At 64.8% G+C, this 15954-nt stretch carries 6 protein-coding genes and 1 pseudogene; 2 read left to right on the forward strand and 5 right to left on the reverse strand.

Going from position 1 to position 15954, the window contains the following annotated elements; genetic code table 11:
- Positions 1–320: 320 nt before the first annotated feature.
- Genes KBX37_RS14905 through KBX37_RS14915 form a run of 3 tightly spaced genes read right to left on the reverse strand, consistent with a single transcriptional unit; the run spans position 321 to position 7681 of the window.
- On the reverse strand, positions 321–479 hold the full coding sequence (locus tag KBX37_RS14905) for a hypothetical protein (RefSeq protein ID WP_210776502.1): 159 nt from the start codon (positions 477–479) through the stop codon (positions 321–323).
- Between the two features lie 32 nt (positions 480–511).
- Positions 512–2482 carry a HEAT repeat domain-containing protein gene (locus tag KBX37_RS14910; protein WP_210776493.1) on the reverse strand — a complete coding sequence of 657 codons (1971 nt, stop codon included), beginning with the start codon at positions 2480–2482 and terminating at the stop codon, positions 512–514.
- Positions 2483–2506: 24 nt separating this feature from the next.
- Positions 2507–7681 (reverse strand): polymorphic toxin-type HINT domain-containing protein, encoded by a 5175-nt coding sequence (locus KBX37_RS14915; RefSeq protein ID WP_210776494.1) that lies wholly within the window; start codon positions 7679–7681, stop codon positions 2507–2509.
- A gap of 22 nt (positions 7682–7703) precedes the next feature.
- Here KBX37_RS14915 and KBX37_RS14920 point away from each other — a divergent pair, with 22 nt between their 5' ends.
- The gene (locus KBX37_RS14920; protein ID WP_210776495.1) at positions 7704–7955 is read left to right on the forward strand and encodes a hypothetical protein; all 252 of its coding nucleotides are present in this window, start codon (positions 7704–7706) and stop codon (positions 7953–7955) included.
- 469 nt (positions 7956–8424) lie between these two features.
- Positions 8425–9699, forward strand: a pseudogene (locus tag KBX37_RS14925) (IS701 family transposase).
- 518 nt (positions 9700–10217) lie between these two features.
- Here KBX37_RS14925 and KBX37_RS14930 read toward each other — a convergent pair.
- Together KBX37_RS14930 and KBX37_RS14935 are read right to left on the reverse strand one after the other, a co-directional pair.
- Positions 10218–10604: a hypothetical protein gene (locus tag KBX37_RS14930; protein ID WP_210776496.1), complete on the reverse strand. Its 387-nt coding sequence runs from the start codon at positions 10602–10604 to the stop codon at positions 10218–10220.
- 134 nt (positions 10605–10738) lie between these two features.
- A complete protein-coding gene (locus KBX37_RS14935; protein ID WP_210776497.1) occupies positions 10739–15868 on the reverse strand; it encodes an RHS repeat-associated core domain-containing protein in 5130 nt (1709 codons plus the stop codon).
- Between the last annotated feature and the right edge of the window lie 86 nt (positions 15869–15954).

The following is a 15954-nucleotide window of genomic DNA, read 5'->3' on the forward strand; positions in this document are numbered from 1 at the left end:
GGGCGCAACACCTGTCGCCTTCGGCATCCGGGCGCGCCGATCACCGGCGGGTACTGATCAGCAACCGACCGCAACCTCAGGGCCGGCGCCGACTCGTAGGCTTGCCTGGTGACCGTCTACGACACTGCCGCCAAGTTGCCACCCGTCGAGGTGGTGCGCGACCGCTCCTGAGCCCTGGCGATGCTCGACTCCATCATCGATGGCGTCTACTACGACTACAGCCGCAGACGGGGCGAGTGCGAAGCGGCGTCGATGCGCAACGGCGGCGGCGAGGAGTACGCATCTCCTTCACCGCCGACTCGCGCCGGTAGCGGCCCAGATCAGGACTGTCGTATTGCCGGTAGCCACCCGCCCTCACCGGTCAGCTTCAGCCCGTCTCCACGAGCCCGGTCGACGAGCATCGCGATCAACTGCTCATACCTGACCGCACCCACCGGCTCCACGGCCGGCTCATGCTCGACGGTGGTCTCGGTCGTCATCTGGCATCTCTCCCTTGATCGGTAATCAGCCGTTATGTACACACCCCCTCTCCGGCGTCGAGAATGCGGCGGGCGATTCCGGCCATCATCTCGTCGAGATCGATCCCTTGCCATCCGCCCGCCGGGCCGGTGACACGCACCTCGGCCCGTACCAGGAACCACAACACGCTGATCAGTGCGGGGTCGACGAACCCCATCTCTGCTATCCGCCTGAGCGCCAGCAGGTCGGCGTTGACCGCTGGCCGGCCCCTGTCGAGATCGACGAGGAGCCCGGCTAGGGCCTTGCCACCGGGCCCGACCTCCCCGGTGATCTCCCAATGCGACCTCGCCGCGCCGAGTGTCGCCCACGTGCCCAGTCCGGGCATAAGCTGTTCGAGGCGGCCGACGTAGTCCGCACCGGCCGGTCCCAGCGCGCCGATCAGATGCAGGGCCGACTCCGACAGCGGTTCATCCGATCCGGCGTCAGGCAGCTCGGCGAGCACCGGTCCAACGTCGGCGGTGATCCGGGTGTACGCGCGAATGAGCTCGAGCCGGTCCACGCCCGGCACTGCGGATACCCGCTGGAACGCTGGTCGCAGCAGTCCGATCGGCACGTCGGACGCGCTCGCGCCGATTGCGGCGAGTGCGATGATCTCAAGGGTCGGGTCCTGTGTTGCCAGGCCGTCCACCAACACGGGCAGCGCTGCTTTGGCCTCCCGCCCCCACCCTGCGACGGTCCGTAGGAGCGCACGACGCTCGGGGCCCGCTGGCCTGCTCGCCAACCGCCGCACGACACCGGGAAGCAGCCTGTCGGACCACGCCGCCGCCTCCAGCAGGATCTCGTCGATGGACGGAAGGACGGGATGGGACACCGTCCCCTCGTACACCTGATGATGGCGGTATCCGAGGTGTTCAGACCGCAGGGACGACAGCAGGTGCGGCACACACCGGGAGTCGCCCATCCGGGCCAGTCCCCAGATCGCCGCCAGCCGCGGATAGCCGTCCGGGCCCCCGGCGAGCTCTGCGAGCCGATCGGCGTGCTCGGGCTCGCGCGACCTGGACACCGCGAGCGCGAACAGCGCTCTGCTGCTGACGGGCTCGTCCGGATCGTCCAGCGCGTGGAACCCTGCGGCGGCGACGTCCACCATCGGGGACCGCCACCTCGACGCGACGCGCATCAGCACCTTGAACGCTGCGGTCCGGGTCGCCGCGTCTGCCGAGGCAAGCAGCCCTTTCCCGAGGCCCAGGCGAAGGTCCCGGTCCTCCTGCAGCCGCTTGTCGACCCAGTACACGATCGACTGGCGCCGGCCGGGCACGCACCAGGTCCTCCGCCATTGTTCGACATCGGGCGCGCGGAGCGCGTCGAGAAAGACGCCGGCGCCGACCGGCTCGACCTGACGCAGCACGAAGGCACCCGCCATCCGCACCTGCGGCGACCCGCCCGACACGATCTCGGCCACCCGGCTGACCGCCGCGCCCCTCACGGCCACCGGGACCGCAGGCAGCAGGTCGGCGACGGCGGTCAGCTGCCCCAGCTGCGCCGGCTCGTCCCGCTCCGCCGCGCACACATGCAGCAACCGCTCCAGGAGCCGGTCCTGGTCGAACTCCGCCGAAGCCAGCGGTGACGGAGCGACGCGCCGCACCTCGACGTCGCCATCGCGCAGCAGATCGGCCATCAGGGGCAGCCTCCCACGCCACATCCGCGACCAGCGGACCTTCGTCTCCTGCTCCGGCCCGACCCGGGCGGCCTCCCAGGCGAGGTCACCGATCAACCGGACGATCGCCGGCCGGGCGGGACAGCTGCCTTCCGACACCATGTCCACGAGGATCGGGAGGGCTTCCACGGTCGCGGAGTACACCACGTAACCCTGGTGAACCAGCCGGTCGCGGAGCATCCCGACGATGTGTTCGGGATGCTCCGCTCCGCCGATCTCCCGCAGCAGCGCGGGAAGGTCCGCCGCGTTGTCGTACGCGTGCTCAAGCCGCGCCCACGCAACGTCCTCAAGTCTGCTGCTCAGATCCACCCGCGCGCCGGCCTCTCGAAGGGACTAAAAACGGATTCCAAGCGCTCGCAGGAGTCGTTGGCAGCCTTGACAGGGTCTCGCCCCGCTACCATGCTTGCCATTCAAATCCCCTACGTGCACCGTTCTCATGCTGCCGCCTCGGATGGATTCAGGATCACCGCCCGAGGCCTCGAATGCCTTTGCCAGACACTTGACCTCCGAACACATCAACGACGGGTGACCAACCTCCGGCAGCGCAGCCCGGAACTCCGGGGTGAGGTGGACGAACTCCGCGTTGTCCGCACGGAAAACGTTGCCGGAGGCCGACGTGTACTCGGAGGCAAATTGGGCACCTGCATCTTCGGCATCGTTCGCGACCTGCTTCAGGCTCGTGCACGGGCAGCCCGGGTCGTCACAGTTGTGCACGAGAACCGGCGTGTCGCCGGCGATCACATAGTACGTGTGGATGCCCTCGACGGTCAGGTTGTGGACTCGTTCGTGCCGGACGGTGCGGGTGATCGTGGTGATCTGCACCCAGGTGCCAGCGGCGGTCTGGAGCCACATGCCGGGCTTGAGGTCACCACCGGTGACCCACGTGCCGGTGTCGGGCAGCCAGATCAGGTGCGCCGCCGTGGAGGTGATCGAGCCGGTCTTCGACCCGGCCTCGCCGTCCACGTCGACCGTGATCGTCACCAGTGTCTTGCCGCCCTGGTGGCTGCGAACGTTGGCGACCGTACGACCCTGGTTCTCGCCCGACTCCACGTCGGTGCCGAGAACCTGGTCACCGACCTTGAGGTCCTCGATCGCCTTGGTTGCACCGTCGGCGAGGAGAACCTTCGTGCCCGGCACGAAGCTGTTGCACTGCTCTGGCTTCTTTGTTGTCGGTGCGGTGGGGTTGTCGGCGGGCTTGGGTTGCGGCGTGCCGGTGGGTGATGTTCCCTTGGCTCCGGCGGTGCCCGCTTCCGCGGCCTTGCGGGTGTCGTTGGTCGTGTCGATGCCGTCGGCGATCTTCTTACCCGTCTTGGCCAGCTTCGCCGCAGCCACCGCGTTCCCGGCCAGCGGAATAGCCGACGCCATCGACATCGCCGCGTCGACGTAGTTGCCCTCAGCCAGATACCAGATGCCGTTGGCCACATCGGCGACCTCACCGATCACCGGCACCATGCCCGCCACATCCAGAGCGGCGTGACCGACATCCGACCACGACATCCCGAACAGGTGCCCGTCCAACTCCACGAAACTGACCGGGTTACCACCAGCAAACGCATACCGGTTACCGGTGAACGGGTCCGTCGCCAGACCCATGTCCGCCATGGCCCCGCCATAGGAATCCCGCGTCAGGAACCGGTTCAGACCCGGGTCATAGTTACGGAACCCCATGTCGTACGTACCGGAGCCGGCATCCCAGCGGGAGGCGTTAAACCGGAACGCGTTGTACGGCTCCTCACCCTCTGCCTGCGCACCCGGCTTGTCCACACCGGTGAACTGCGACTCGTCATCCTTGCCGTACGCCGTGTAGCCGTACGTCGCCCGAGTCTTACCGTCCTCCTTCGTGATACCGACGACATCACCACGCGGGCGGTAGATGAACTGCGAGTACTCCCGCGATCCATCGTCCTTGTGCTTGATCTGCGTGAGCTGCTGACCCCACGGCGCGTACTGGTAGGACTTGGTCGCCTTACCCTCGACCTCTTCCCGCAGCACCTGGTTGTCCATCCCCAGGTACGTGAACGCCGTCGTCTTCGACCCCGTCGTCTTCGACACCGTCCGGTCGAACGGGTCGTACACGTAGGTCGTCGACTTCGCCGTCGCACCGATACCCGCGGTGGTCTTCGCCGTACGGTCGAACCCGTCGTAGTAGTACTTCTGCGCCCGCTGACCACCCATCGACACCGTGTCGAGGCGACCCAACGGGTCGTAGTTGTACGTCGACGTCACCCCACCGGAGGTGGTCGAGTGCAACCGGTTCCGGTCGTACTTACTGGTGCTGGTCGCGCCCTCGATCGTCTGCGCCACCGTGTTGCTGTTGGCGTCGTAGGTGTACGACTCCACCGAGCTGCTGTCACCGGTCTTGTCGAGCCGGCTGATCCGGTCCTGCGGGTCGTAGGAGAAGACGTACGTGTTGTCGATGTGGTCCGCCGAGTTGTCGGCGTTCATCAACTTCATGACATCCCGGGACGGGTGCCCGTTGGCCGAATACTCCAGGTTGTGCTCGGCGACCGTCGCCCCGCCGGAGGTCTTCTCCAGCTGACGCTTCGTGGCGCCGTCCAGGTAGTACTCGAAGTCCACCGTGTTGCCGTTGGGCTTGACCTGGTTGAGCATCTGCCCGCGGCCGGTGTAGGTGAACGTCGAGATCTGCTGGTTACCGGCGGTCGCCGAGTCGGCGTTGGTCACCTTGGCAACCATGTCCCGCTCGTCGTACTCGATCTTCGACCAGGTCAGGTCGTGGGTCGAGGTGAGCGGGTTGCCGTTCAGGTCGTACGTCAGCGACGTGGTGTTCTTCGGGGTGGTCGCCGTCCCGACGAACTCCTTGACCGAGTCGATCTGGTTGAGGTCGTCGTACCCGATCTCGTACCGGTCGATCTGCGCGCCCGGGCTGAGGTCCTTGACCTCGACCATCATCCCGTTCGGGTTGTACTTGTAGGTGAACTCCTTCTTCTCGTTGTCGACGTCGGTGGCGTTGTCCCGCACCAGCTTCACCGCGTCGGCGACCACCTTGCCCGTCGCCTGGTCGGTGAGGGTGACCTTCTGGACACCGTCCTCGACGAACGCGTACTTGCCGAGGTTGATCCAGGTGCCGGCGCCCTGGGTCTGGTTCACCGTCTTGGTGACGCTAGCGCCACCGCTGTAGGTGATGGTGAACTTGGCGTCCGTCGCCGCACCGCTGACCTGCGGATACCGCACGAACACGTCGTAGTCGCCGCCCTGCGGGATGTTCAGCTGCCAGTTGAACTGGGCCGTGCCGCTACCCGCCGGCGCGGTGGCCACGTCGTAGCCGTAGTTGCCCTGGGCGGCGCCGCTCGTCCAGGTGCCCTGGGTGGCGGTGTTGTGGCTGTCGGAGTTGTCGACCAGGACCACGTCCTTGCCGACCGGCAGGCCGTCCTCCGACCTACCCCTCTGGTTGCCGGACGGGAAGTAATCCCAGGTCATCGTCCGGGACTGCGACCCACCGGCCGAGGTCAGCGTGGTCTTGATCTGCTGACCCAGGTCGTTGTAGTCGTACGACGTGGTGATGTCCCACGGGTCGGCCGTGGTCTTGGTCCACCCGTTGTCGTAGTAGGTGTAGGTGGTGTCGTTGCGGACCGTCTGCCCGTCCGACGGCGGCGCGCTGACCTTCTCCAGGTTGCCCACCGAGTCGTACGTGTAGATGGTCTTGTTGGGCGTGTTGTAGCGGCTGTCGTCCTTGTCGTAGGCCGACCACTCCTCCGCGACGCGGTTGAGCTTGTCGTACACCTTCTGGGTGGCGAAATCGTCGGCGTCGACGGCGTCGTCGGTGTTCACACCGCGCGGGCTGATCACCTTCGTCGCGTTGCCGACCTGGTCGTACTCGTACTTCGTGGTGCGGTAGGTGATGGTGCCGGCGCCGTCCTTGCTGTGCGGCACCTTCGACTCGACCAGCGCGCCGCGGGCGTCGTACGTCGCCAGCGACTCGTTGCCGTCCGCGTCGGTGCTGCCGACGGTCAGGCCGTCCTTGTCGTAGCGGGCGGTGGTGAACTTGCCGAGCGCGTCCGTGGTCTTGACGACCCGGTGGTTCCAGTCGTAGTCGAACTTCGTGGTGAAGTCGACCGCGGCGCTGGCGTTCTTCTTGGCGTCGTAGAGGACCTTGACGTTGCCGACGTTGTCGTACTCCGAGCTGACCTTCTGACCGAGGCCGTTGGTGACCTCGATCGGCTGGTAGATCACGTCGTACTTCGTGGTCGTCGTGAAGTCGCCGACAGTCGCGGTCAGGTTGCCCTGCGGCTCCGTGACGGTCAGGACGTTGCCGACCTTGTCGTACGTCGTGGTGGTCTTCCGCTCCGGGTCGGTCGCCTCGTCCTTCGGGGCCAGCGTCTCGAGGACCTGGTCCGCCGGGTCGTAGACCGAGGTCGACGCCGTCCCGTTGGCCGCGTACGCCTTCGTGATGTTGTCGTTCTGGTCGTACTCCGGGGCCGTGGTGGTGATGAAGCGGCCGTTGGCCGCGTCCACCGGCTCGACCTTGGTGGTCGGGCGGCCGAAGGTGTCGTACGCCTGGGTGACCTTGGCGTTCTTGCCGTTCTTGACCTCGGTGACGTTGCCCCGAGCGTCGTACGTGAAGTACGACAACCCGTCGCCGGCGTCCTTGATGGTCGTCGGGTAGCCGCTGACGTGGAAGGGGCCGTACTGGGTGATGTTGCCCCTGGCGTCCTTGGCGGTGAGGAGCTGACCCCACTCGTCGTAGGTGTTGGTGCTGGTGTAGTCGCCGGCGGTCGCCGTGGTGTTGCCCAGCGGGTCGGTGACCGACTCGATGTCACCCTCGGCCGTGTACGTGAAGGTCGACTTGCGACCCTCCGAGCTGGTCTTGGTGATCGGCTCGGCCACGTAGCCGTTGAGCTGGCGCTGGTAGGTCAGCACCTTGCCCGGCCAGCCGTTCCTGACCGCCTCGGCGTCCTTCACCACCGTCGGGTAACCGGTCTTGGTGTCGTACTCCCAGGTGGAGACGGCGGTGTTGGCCTCCTCGAGCCGGGTGACGTTGTGGTCGTCGTCCCAGCCGAGCTTGGTGACCTCGTTCTTGGCGTTGGTGGTCTGGATGGACCGTCCGTAGCCGTCCATCAGGTAGGTCGTGGCGTGGTTCTCCGCGTCGGTGACCGTCGTCTGGATGTTGTTGGTGGCGTCCGGGTCGACGTAGCCGAACGTCGTCGGGTGGCCGAGCCGGTCGGTGTAGGACTTGGTGGTCCAGTGCCACTTCGGGTCGTCGCCGGCCTGCGGGTAGTTGTAGACCAGGTCGGTGGAGTAGGCCTGGCCGGTGGCGCTGGCTCGCGGGTCGGTGACCTTGACCAGCTTGACGTTCTTGTTGCCCTGCGTCATGTCGTAGCGGAACTTGAACGTCTTCGGCGTGCCGTTGGTGGAGCCGGCGCCGTCGATCAGCTCACCGAGCAGACCCTTGTCGGTGTAGGTGAAGGTGAGCTTGCGTCCGGAGATGTCGGTGATCTGTGAGACGTGGTCGATGATCTTCGGGTTGGTCAGGTTGGTCGCACCGGACACCCGGGCCCAGGTGGTGTCGTTGATGGCGATCTGGCAGCGTCTACCCGCCGCGACCAGCGACACCGCCGCCCACACTCACCGCGAACACCGCTCGGGACTCATCATCGAGCGTCGGGCCTGGACCGCCGACACCGCCGGCATCGAGTTCCCCGCCGCCGCGCAGGTCTTCCGGATCCGCCGCGACACCTACGACCTGAGCGACCAACGCCTGCACAAGGACATCGTCCACGGGATCACCAACCTGGACGCCCAGGGTCATTGCGTTGTCGGGTAACTGCTGGTCACGGCGGTGATGAGGTCGTGTGGGCGGCGGTTGGCGCGTCGGGCGACGCGGGCGACGTTGGTGTCGCCGTTGGTGCGGTGGTAGCCGATCGCGGTGTTACACAGTGTGGCGATGACGGCGGGTCCGATGCCGGTCCGGGCTTGGTGGAGGTCTTCACGGAACGTGACATCTCTGACGTGTGGATGGGGTTTTCGATGTGCCATTCGCGGCGGGCCCAGTCCTGTAGGTCGGCGGGTTGGGCCTGGTCGGCGGAAAGGGACACGGTCAGGTAGCAGGTCTCGCGGCTAATACGGCAGCCCGGGTTCGTTATGTAGATGGCCGGCGATGAGTTCGGCTCGGTCCGGGCTGGTCGGCGTGTCTGCGGGTAGGGAGACGGCCGCCGGTTGATCATGCACTGTTTGTGAGGACAGGTGAAGATCGTGCGGCGGCCGCTGGGCACAGCGTAGACGCCGAGAGTTGGTTGGCGGAGTTCGACACCGGGTTCGCGTGGATCGCGGGCCGGTTCGGGCGGGTGGAGCCGCGCCGGCAGGCCCGGTCGTTCCTGCTCGGATTGTTGTCTGATGTGGACAGCCGGTCGTGTTGGCAGTTGGCCGAGCACGCCGGGGACGCGTCGCCGCACGCGATGCAGCGACTGCTGGGTGAGGCGGTGTGGGACGCCGACGCGGTGCGTGACGACGTGCGGGGCTACGTGATCGACGCGCTGGGCGACTCATCTTGGATGACACCGGTGATCTGAAGAAGGGCGTGCACACCGTCGGTGTGCAGCGGCAGTACACCGGGACCGCCGGGCGGGTGGAGAACGCGCAGGTCGCCGTCTACCTCGCCTATGCCGCGCCGGACGGCTACACGTTGATCGACCGGGAGGTCTACCTGCCCACGGCATGGACCGACGACCCTGATCGGTGCGCCGCCGCCGGGGTCCCCGACGACGTCGAGTTCGCGACCAAGCTCGTTCTGGCCCGGCGAATGCTCACCCGCGCCCTCGACGCGAACGTGCCCGCGGCGTGGGCCACGGCGGACGAGGCCCATGGCGGTGACCGGCAGCTCCGCCGCGACCTGCAAGCCCGCGGGATCGGCTACGTCCTGGCGGTGGCCAAGAGCCACCGGGTCACCGCCCGCCCGGTCGACAGCCGGTCCGCGCTGACCGGCTCGCCGCCGACCTGCCGAGCCGGGCATGGAACCGGCTGTCCGCCGGCGCCGGATCGAAAGGCGCCCGCGACTACGACTGGGCCTGGATCAGGATCACGGCACCCGCGGACGAGACCGCCGGGCACCACTGGCTGCTGATCCGCCGTCGCATCAGCGAGGTGAGCTGGCGTTCTACCGCTGCTGGTCACCCCAGCCCGTCCCACTGCGAGTGCTCGTGCGGGTCGCCGGGACCCGCTGGTCGATCGAGACCTCCTTCCAGACCGGCAAGACCATCGGCCTGGACGAACCACAGGTACGCCGCTGGCACGCCTGGCACCGACACGTCACCCTCGTCATGCTCGCCCAGGCCATCCTGACGGTGATCGCCGCCCGCGAACGCGGCCATCGTCCCGCAGCCGATCAGACGATGATCCCGTTGACCCTGCCCGAAATCCGCCACCTCTTCGCGAAGCTGATCACCACCACCGTCCACCCGATCAGCCACTGGCTGACCTGGTCACACTGGCGACGCCAACACCAAGCACGCGCCCGAACCAGCCACTACCGCCGCCGCACCCAGCCGATCCATCCATCGACATCTACATAACGAACCCGGGCTGCCGCACTAAGCCGCTTCCGGTCGTTCCTATTTTGACAGGAACGTCACAGCTAACAACAAAATGAATGCAATTAGAGCAAGCCCGTTGAATATTGAAACTGGCGAGAAACGCGCGGTTTTCCGTCGGTCCGGAGCACCCAGGCGACCCTTGGCAAACGTAGCCGTAGGCGCAACGTACTCGACCTCCACCGTTCGCGCAGTACCTACTTCGATATCCGCCTGCACCCACCCGGCCTTGCGAGGGAGGATATACGGTACCCACGCCTGCACCCGATGCCGGCCAGCCTGAAGGGGAAGACGATGGGTCCCCCAGCTGAAGGCTTTCACTTCGTCGCCCTCTATCAGCAGTCGTGGCTTACTCGCGGCGTAGAGAAAGGCGCCCGTCGGACGGCTGAAGGTGATGGACAAGATCCCTTCATTCACGGACGGACTGACGTTTTTCATCACTGAACCCACTTCCCAAAGAACAACTTAAACTCGTCCACGGTCGAGGAGCAACATGCGCCTTACGTACGGCGAAGGGATATGATGTCGCGCCGCAGCAGGATGCCGCAGATCACGATTCCAGAACCCGTGACGAAAAAGGCAACGACGGACGTCATGGAGAATGGCCTTGCCCTGTTCCGGACAACATTTGTGGGATTATTGATCGAGTACTCGACTTCCATACGGTCACCCTCGTTCGGACATGAAGTGCCGCAGTAAACCCAAGCCTGATACCGTTTGCCATCGGCAAAATACTCGACCTCAGCCTCACCGGTTCGTCCGGAGGTCACTTTCAACACGGGAGCGGTTACAACCTGACCGTCCTCGAAGGTTCCGTTGCGAAACCAAAACGTACCCAGGACCGATGATGCCGCGACCATGAAGAGCATTGCCAGAATGGCAATCATGGCAACAAGCACCCTCGCCCTACGGTCGTTGACGTTACGCGCCATTCTCGGCCCCTTCATCCACTGCGGGGGGGGGTCGTTGGACGTTTCCGTCCAACGACCCCTACCTCCGTCATGCCATCAGCCCGAATAGGCTACTTTCCGTCAAGGAATCGGTTGAACAGCACTCCGCCCGGGTACAGCTGACCCGCGGTCCATGCCCCGGCTTGAGCAGCCGATCCAGCCATGAAGTGATTATACGGGGTGTCCCAGAACTTAGCTCCTGCCACACGGGAACCTGGGATCAGTGCGAACGCCGTGTCCATGGCAGCACCGGTCCCCGCCTCGACATAGTCCACCGTGGTGACGGTTCCTTCCTTTTCCTTTTGCCGGAGGTTGTAGCCACGGGACATGATGCTCGCGCCGGCCACTATGAGGGCGAGGCCGGTACAAGCGCCCGCCGTAATGACGATGCAGAGGCCAGCAGCCGCCAGGCCAACATAGCCACCGTATTTGTTCCACCAATCTGCGGCGCCCGCCACGAACTCGGAGTCCATCACCTGGTTGGCCACCTTTTTGGTGTCCTCCCAGGCCTGTCCGACATCCTCCTTCACATCCTCCCATGCGTCTTCGAGCGCCGGGGCCGCGGTTTCGTTCCACCACTCCGGAACATCCTCGGTCACAAATTCAGGAACAGTGTTGGTAACGAACTCGTCCACCGCGTCCACGGCGTCTCCAGCGCAGTCTCCCCATGTGGTCGGGTTCCAGCTACAGGACGAGTGGCCATCGTTTTCGATGAGCGAGATCGGGTTGCCGCCAGCAAACGCGTAACGGTTGGCATTCCACGGGTCCAGACCGAGCTGCATGTCGGCCAGGGCACCGTTGTAGCTGTCCCGGGTGAGGAACCGGTTAAGGCCGGGATCATAGTCACGGAAGCCCATGTCGTACGTGCCGGAGCTGGAGTTCACGCGCTTGGCGTTGAACCTGTACGTGTTGTACGGCTGTTTGTTCGGATTCGCCGGATCCATCTTGTCGATACCCGTGAACTGGGCAGCGTCATCATTACCGTAGGCGGTGTAGCCGTAGGTCGCCTGGGTGTTTCCGGCGCCATCGGTGATCTGTTCGACGTCGCTGTGTGTGTTGTACCCGTAGTAAGCTTGCTCTTTACTGCCGTCCAACTTATGCGTGACCTGCGAAAGACGTTCTCCCCAGGGCGAGTACTGGTAGGACTTGGTAACTGCGCCGGCCACCTCTTCGTCGAGCACCTCGCCCGAGAGTCCGAGATAGTTGAAGGTGGTGGTCTTCGCTTGGGCCGTACCGGCGTCGATCGTTTTCGTCGTGGTCCGGTCCATGGGGTCAAACGTGTACTTGGTGGTCGACGTACTGGTCCGGTTCTCGACGATGTGATCGAAGCCGTCGTAGATGTTCCGCTGGAGCGTCGTGGTGCCGGACGAGACGGTGTCGAGGCGGCCGAACGGGTCGTAATTGTACGAGGAGGTGAGACCGGAAGTCGTCGAGGTCAACAGCCGGTTGCGATCATAGTTGAAGTTCGTCGTGACGCCACCGACGCTCTGCGAGACGACATTGCTGTTGGCGTCGTGGATGTAGCTCTCAACGCCCGCACCGGTACCGGTCTTGGTGACCGCCGAGAGCCGGTCACGCGGATCGTAGGTGTAGTCGTACTGGGTGGTCAGGTTCACCGAGTTGTTGTCGGCGCTCATCTTGGTGGTGGTGTCCCGCTGACGGTTGCCATTGAGGTCGTACTCGATGACGTGGTCCGAGACGAACGTGCCATTGGCCTTCTTTTCGACCTGGGTCTTGGGCAGCCCGTCAAGATAGTAGCTGTAGTCGACGGTGTTCCCGTTGCCCTTAACTTGCCGTAGTTTCTCACCCCGGTCGGTGTACGTGAATGTGGTCGTCTTCTTCGCGGTATCGGTTTCCGATGCCCCATTGGTCACCGTCGCCAGCAGGTCACGGGCGTCATAGGTGTAGGCAGCATGCTGCCGGTCGTGCCCGGTGGTCAGCGGGGAACCGTTCTTGTTGTAGGTGAACGACGTCGTGTTCTTCAACGCGCCGCTCTTGTACTCCCGCACGAACTCGACCTGGTTGAGTCCGGTGTACGCAATCTTGTAGGTGTCAACCCTGGCGCCCAGACTGTTGTCCGTGATCGTAGTCTGGTTGCCGTTCACGTCGTAGCTGTAGGTAAAGTCCTGCTTCTCGTTGTCTGTTTCGGCGGAGTTGTCCCGCACGACCTTGATGGCGTCAGCCACGACGGTGCCGGTGGCCTGGTCCGACAGCGACACCTTATGGGTGTTGCCTTCGGCGAAGCTGTAGGAGCCGAGGCTGACCCAGGTGCCGGTGTTGGTGGTCTGGTTGACCGTCTTGACCGTGCCGCCGGCGCTGTGGTTGACCGTGTACTTGGCGTCGGTAGCCGCACCAGAGACCTGCGGGTAGCGGGCGAATACCTCGTACGTACCGGCCTGCGGCACGTTCAACTGCCAGGTGAAGGTGTTCGCGCCGGTCCCCGCCGCGCGGGTGGCGTAGTTGGTGCCGTACTTGCCGGTCGCCGTGGCGGCCGCCGCCCAGGTGCCCGTCGTGGTCGTGTTGTTGAAGTCGGAATTGTCGACCAGCACCACCTGCTTGCCGACTGGCACGCCGTCGTCCGCGCGGGACTTCAGCTTGCCGTTCGGGTGGTAGGTCCAGGTCATCGTCCGGTTCGACGAGCCGCCTGCGGACGTCACCGTGCGCGCGGTCTGGGCGCCCAGGTTGTTGTAGTCGTAGGAGGTGACGATGTCCCACGGATCGGTGCTGGCCTGCGTCCAGCCGTTGTCGAAGTAGGTGTAGGCGGTGTCGTTGCGGACCGACTCACCCGAAGATGGTGGGGCGGAGACAGTCGTCAGCCGGCCCACGGCGTCGTAGGTGTAGGTCGTTTTGTCCGGAGTGGTGTAGCGGGCGTCGTCGGCGTCGTACGCAGTCTGGGTCTCCTTCACCCGGTTGAGTGCGTCATAGACCGTGACCGTGGCGAAGTCGTTTGCGTCGTCCGTCGTTGCCACACCCCGCGGACTGATCACCCTGGTGCGGTTACCGACCTGGTCGTACTCGTAGCTGGTGAGCCGGTAGGTGATCGTCCCAGCGTCGTTCTTGTGCGGCACCTTGACCTGGGTCGGCTTGCCCCGGGCGTCGAGCGCGACCTCGGTGATGTTCCCGAGCTGGTCGGTCGTAGCCTTGACCAAGCCGTCACGGTCGTAGGTGCTGCTCGAGAACTTGCCCAGCGCGTCCGTGGTCTTGGTGACCCGGTGCGCGTGGTCGTAGGTGTACTTGGTGGTGTAGTCGGCGGGGTCTGCCGTGGCATTCTTCTGCGGGTCGATGACGGTGACGGCGTTGCCCACGTTGTCGTACTCGTAGCTGATCTTGTCGCCGTTGGCGTTCACCGTCGAGATGGTCTGGTAGATCTCGTCGTAGCCGTTGGTCGTGACGTAATCACCAGCGATCGTCGGGGTCAGGTTGCCCTTCGGCTCGGTCGTGGTGAGCATGTTGCCGACCTTGTCATAGGTGAACGACGTCTTCCGCTCCGGATCGCCGGTCACATCGACGGGAGCCAGCGTGTACGTCACCTGGTCGGCATTGTCGAACGACGCGTTGGTCACCGCGCCGTTAGCCGCAGTCGACTGGATGACGTTGTCGTTGACATCGTAGATCGGTGCCGGGGTGGTGATGAATTCGCCCGCCAACTGCTTCTTCGGGACCTTGTTTTCCAGCGGCCGGCCGAAGGTATCGTACGTTTGGGTGGTGTCCTTGCCCAGCGCGTCGGTGACCTTCAAGACGTTACCGCGCGCGTCGTAGACGAACTTTGTCGACTTCGTGAGCGCATCCGTCATGGTCTGCGGGTAGCCGTTCGGGTCGAAGCTGCTGTTGGTGGTGGCGTTGCCGTTGGCGTCCTTCGCCGTCAGCATCTGGCCCCACGCGTCGTAGGTGTAGGAGGTCTTGTAGTCGTCCGGGTCCGCCGTGGTGTTGCCCATCGGGTCGACCAGCCACGCGAGGTCGCCGTCGGTTTCGTAGCCGAAGGTGTGCTTGCGCCCCTCCGGGCTGGTCTTCTCGGTCAGGTCGGCGACGTAGCCGTTGAGCTGGCGCTGGTAGGTCAGGACTGTGCCCGGCGTGCCGTTCTTGACCGCCTCGGCGTCCTTGGTCTCGGTCGGGTAGCCGGTCTTCTGGTCGTACGTCCAGGTGGAGACGGCGCCGTTGGCCTCCTCGAACCGAGTGACGTTGTGGTCGTCGTCCCAGCTCAGCTTGGTGACCTGGTTCTTGGCGTTGGTCGTCTGGATCGGCCGGCCGTAGCCGTCCTGCAGGTAGGTCGTGGCGTGGTTCTCGGCGTCGGTGACCGTCGTCTGGATGTTGTTGGTGGCGTCCGGGTCGACGTAGCCGAACGTCGTCGGGTGGCCGAGCCGGTCGGTGTAGGACTTGGTGGTCCAGTGCCACTTCGGGTCGTCGCCGGCCTGCGGGTAGTTGTAGACCAGGTCGGTGGAGTAGGCCTGGCCGGTGGCGCTGGCTCGCGGGTCGGTGACCTTGACCAGCTTGACGTTCTTGTTGCCCTGCGTCATGTCGTAGCGGAACTTGAACGTCTTCGGCGTGCCGTTGGTGGAGCCGGCGCCGTCGATCAGCTCACCGAGCAGACCCTTGTCGGTGTAGGTGAAGGTGAGCTTGCGTCCGGAGATGTCGGTGATCTGTGAGACGTGGTCGATGATCTTCGGGTTGGTCAGGTTGGTCGCACCGGACACCCGGGCCCAGGTGGTGTCGTTGATGTAGTCGTAGGTTTGGCCCTTGGCGTAGTAGTCCAGGGTCAGGGTGATCCGGCCGGTCGGGTCGGTGATGTACTTGAGGAACTTGGTCGGCTTGTTGTTGCTCTTGCGCTCCTCGTAGGTGAAGAGCATTTCGTTGCCGTTGTTGTCGACCGTGCTGGAGAGGAAGCCCTCGCAGTCGTAGTAGAACTGTGTGCGGTCCGGCTTGGTCAGCCGCCAGGCCCGCCGCTCCTGCATGTTCGGCTTGCAGTCGAGCGCGGTGACCTTTTCCAGGTAGAGGTGCACACCCTTCGGGCTCTTCCACTGCGAGGTGGCCGCGTCCCAGGTGAACCAGTGGCTGGTGCCGTCGCCGTCGGTCAGGGTGACCTTCGTCGGGTTCGGGTTGGGGTGAAAGTCCAGCGGGGTGCCCAGGCGCATCATCGACGACGCCTGCAGCGACCAGCCGAAACCGGCGACCGAGTCGGTGGTGTCCAGCGAGTTGTAGGACATCCGGACGAACGTCGACAGGCCACGCGACGGGTTGTTGAACGCGTTGTACGACCAGACGGTGTTGCCGGCGAACAGGTTGTTCATCA

The organism is Micromonospora sp. U56, from assembly GCF_018070095.1.
GTDB lineage: Bacteria > Actinomycetota > Actinomycetes > Mycobacteriales > Micromonosporaceae > Micromonospora > Micromonospora purpureochromogenes.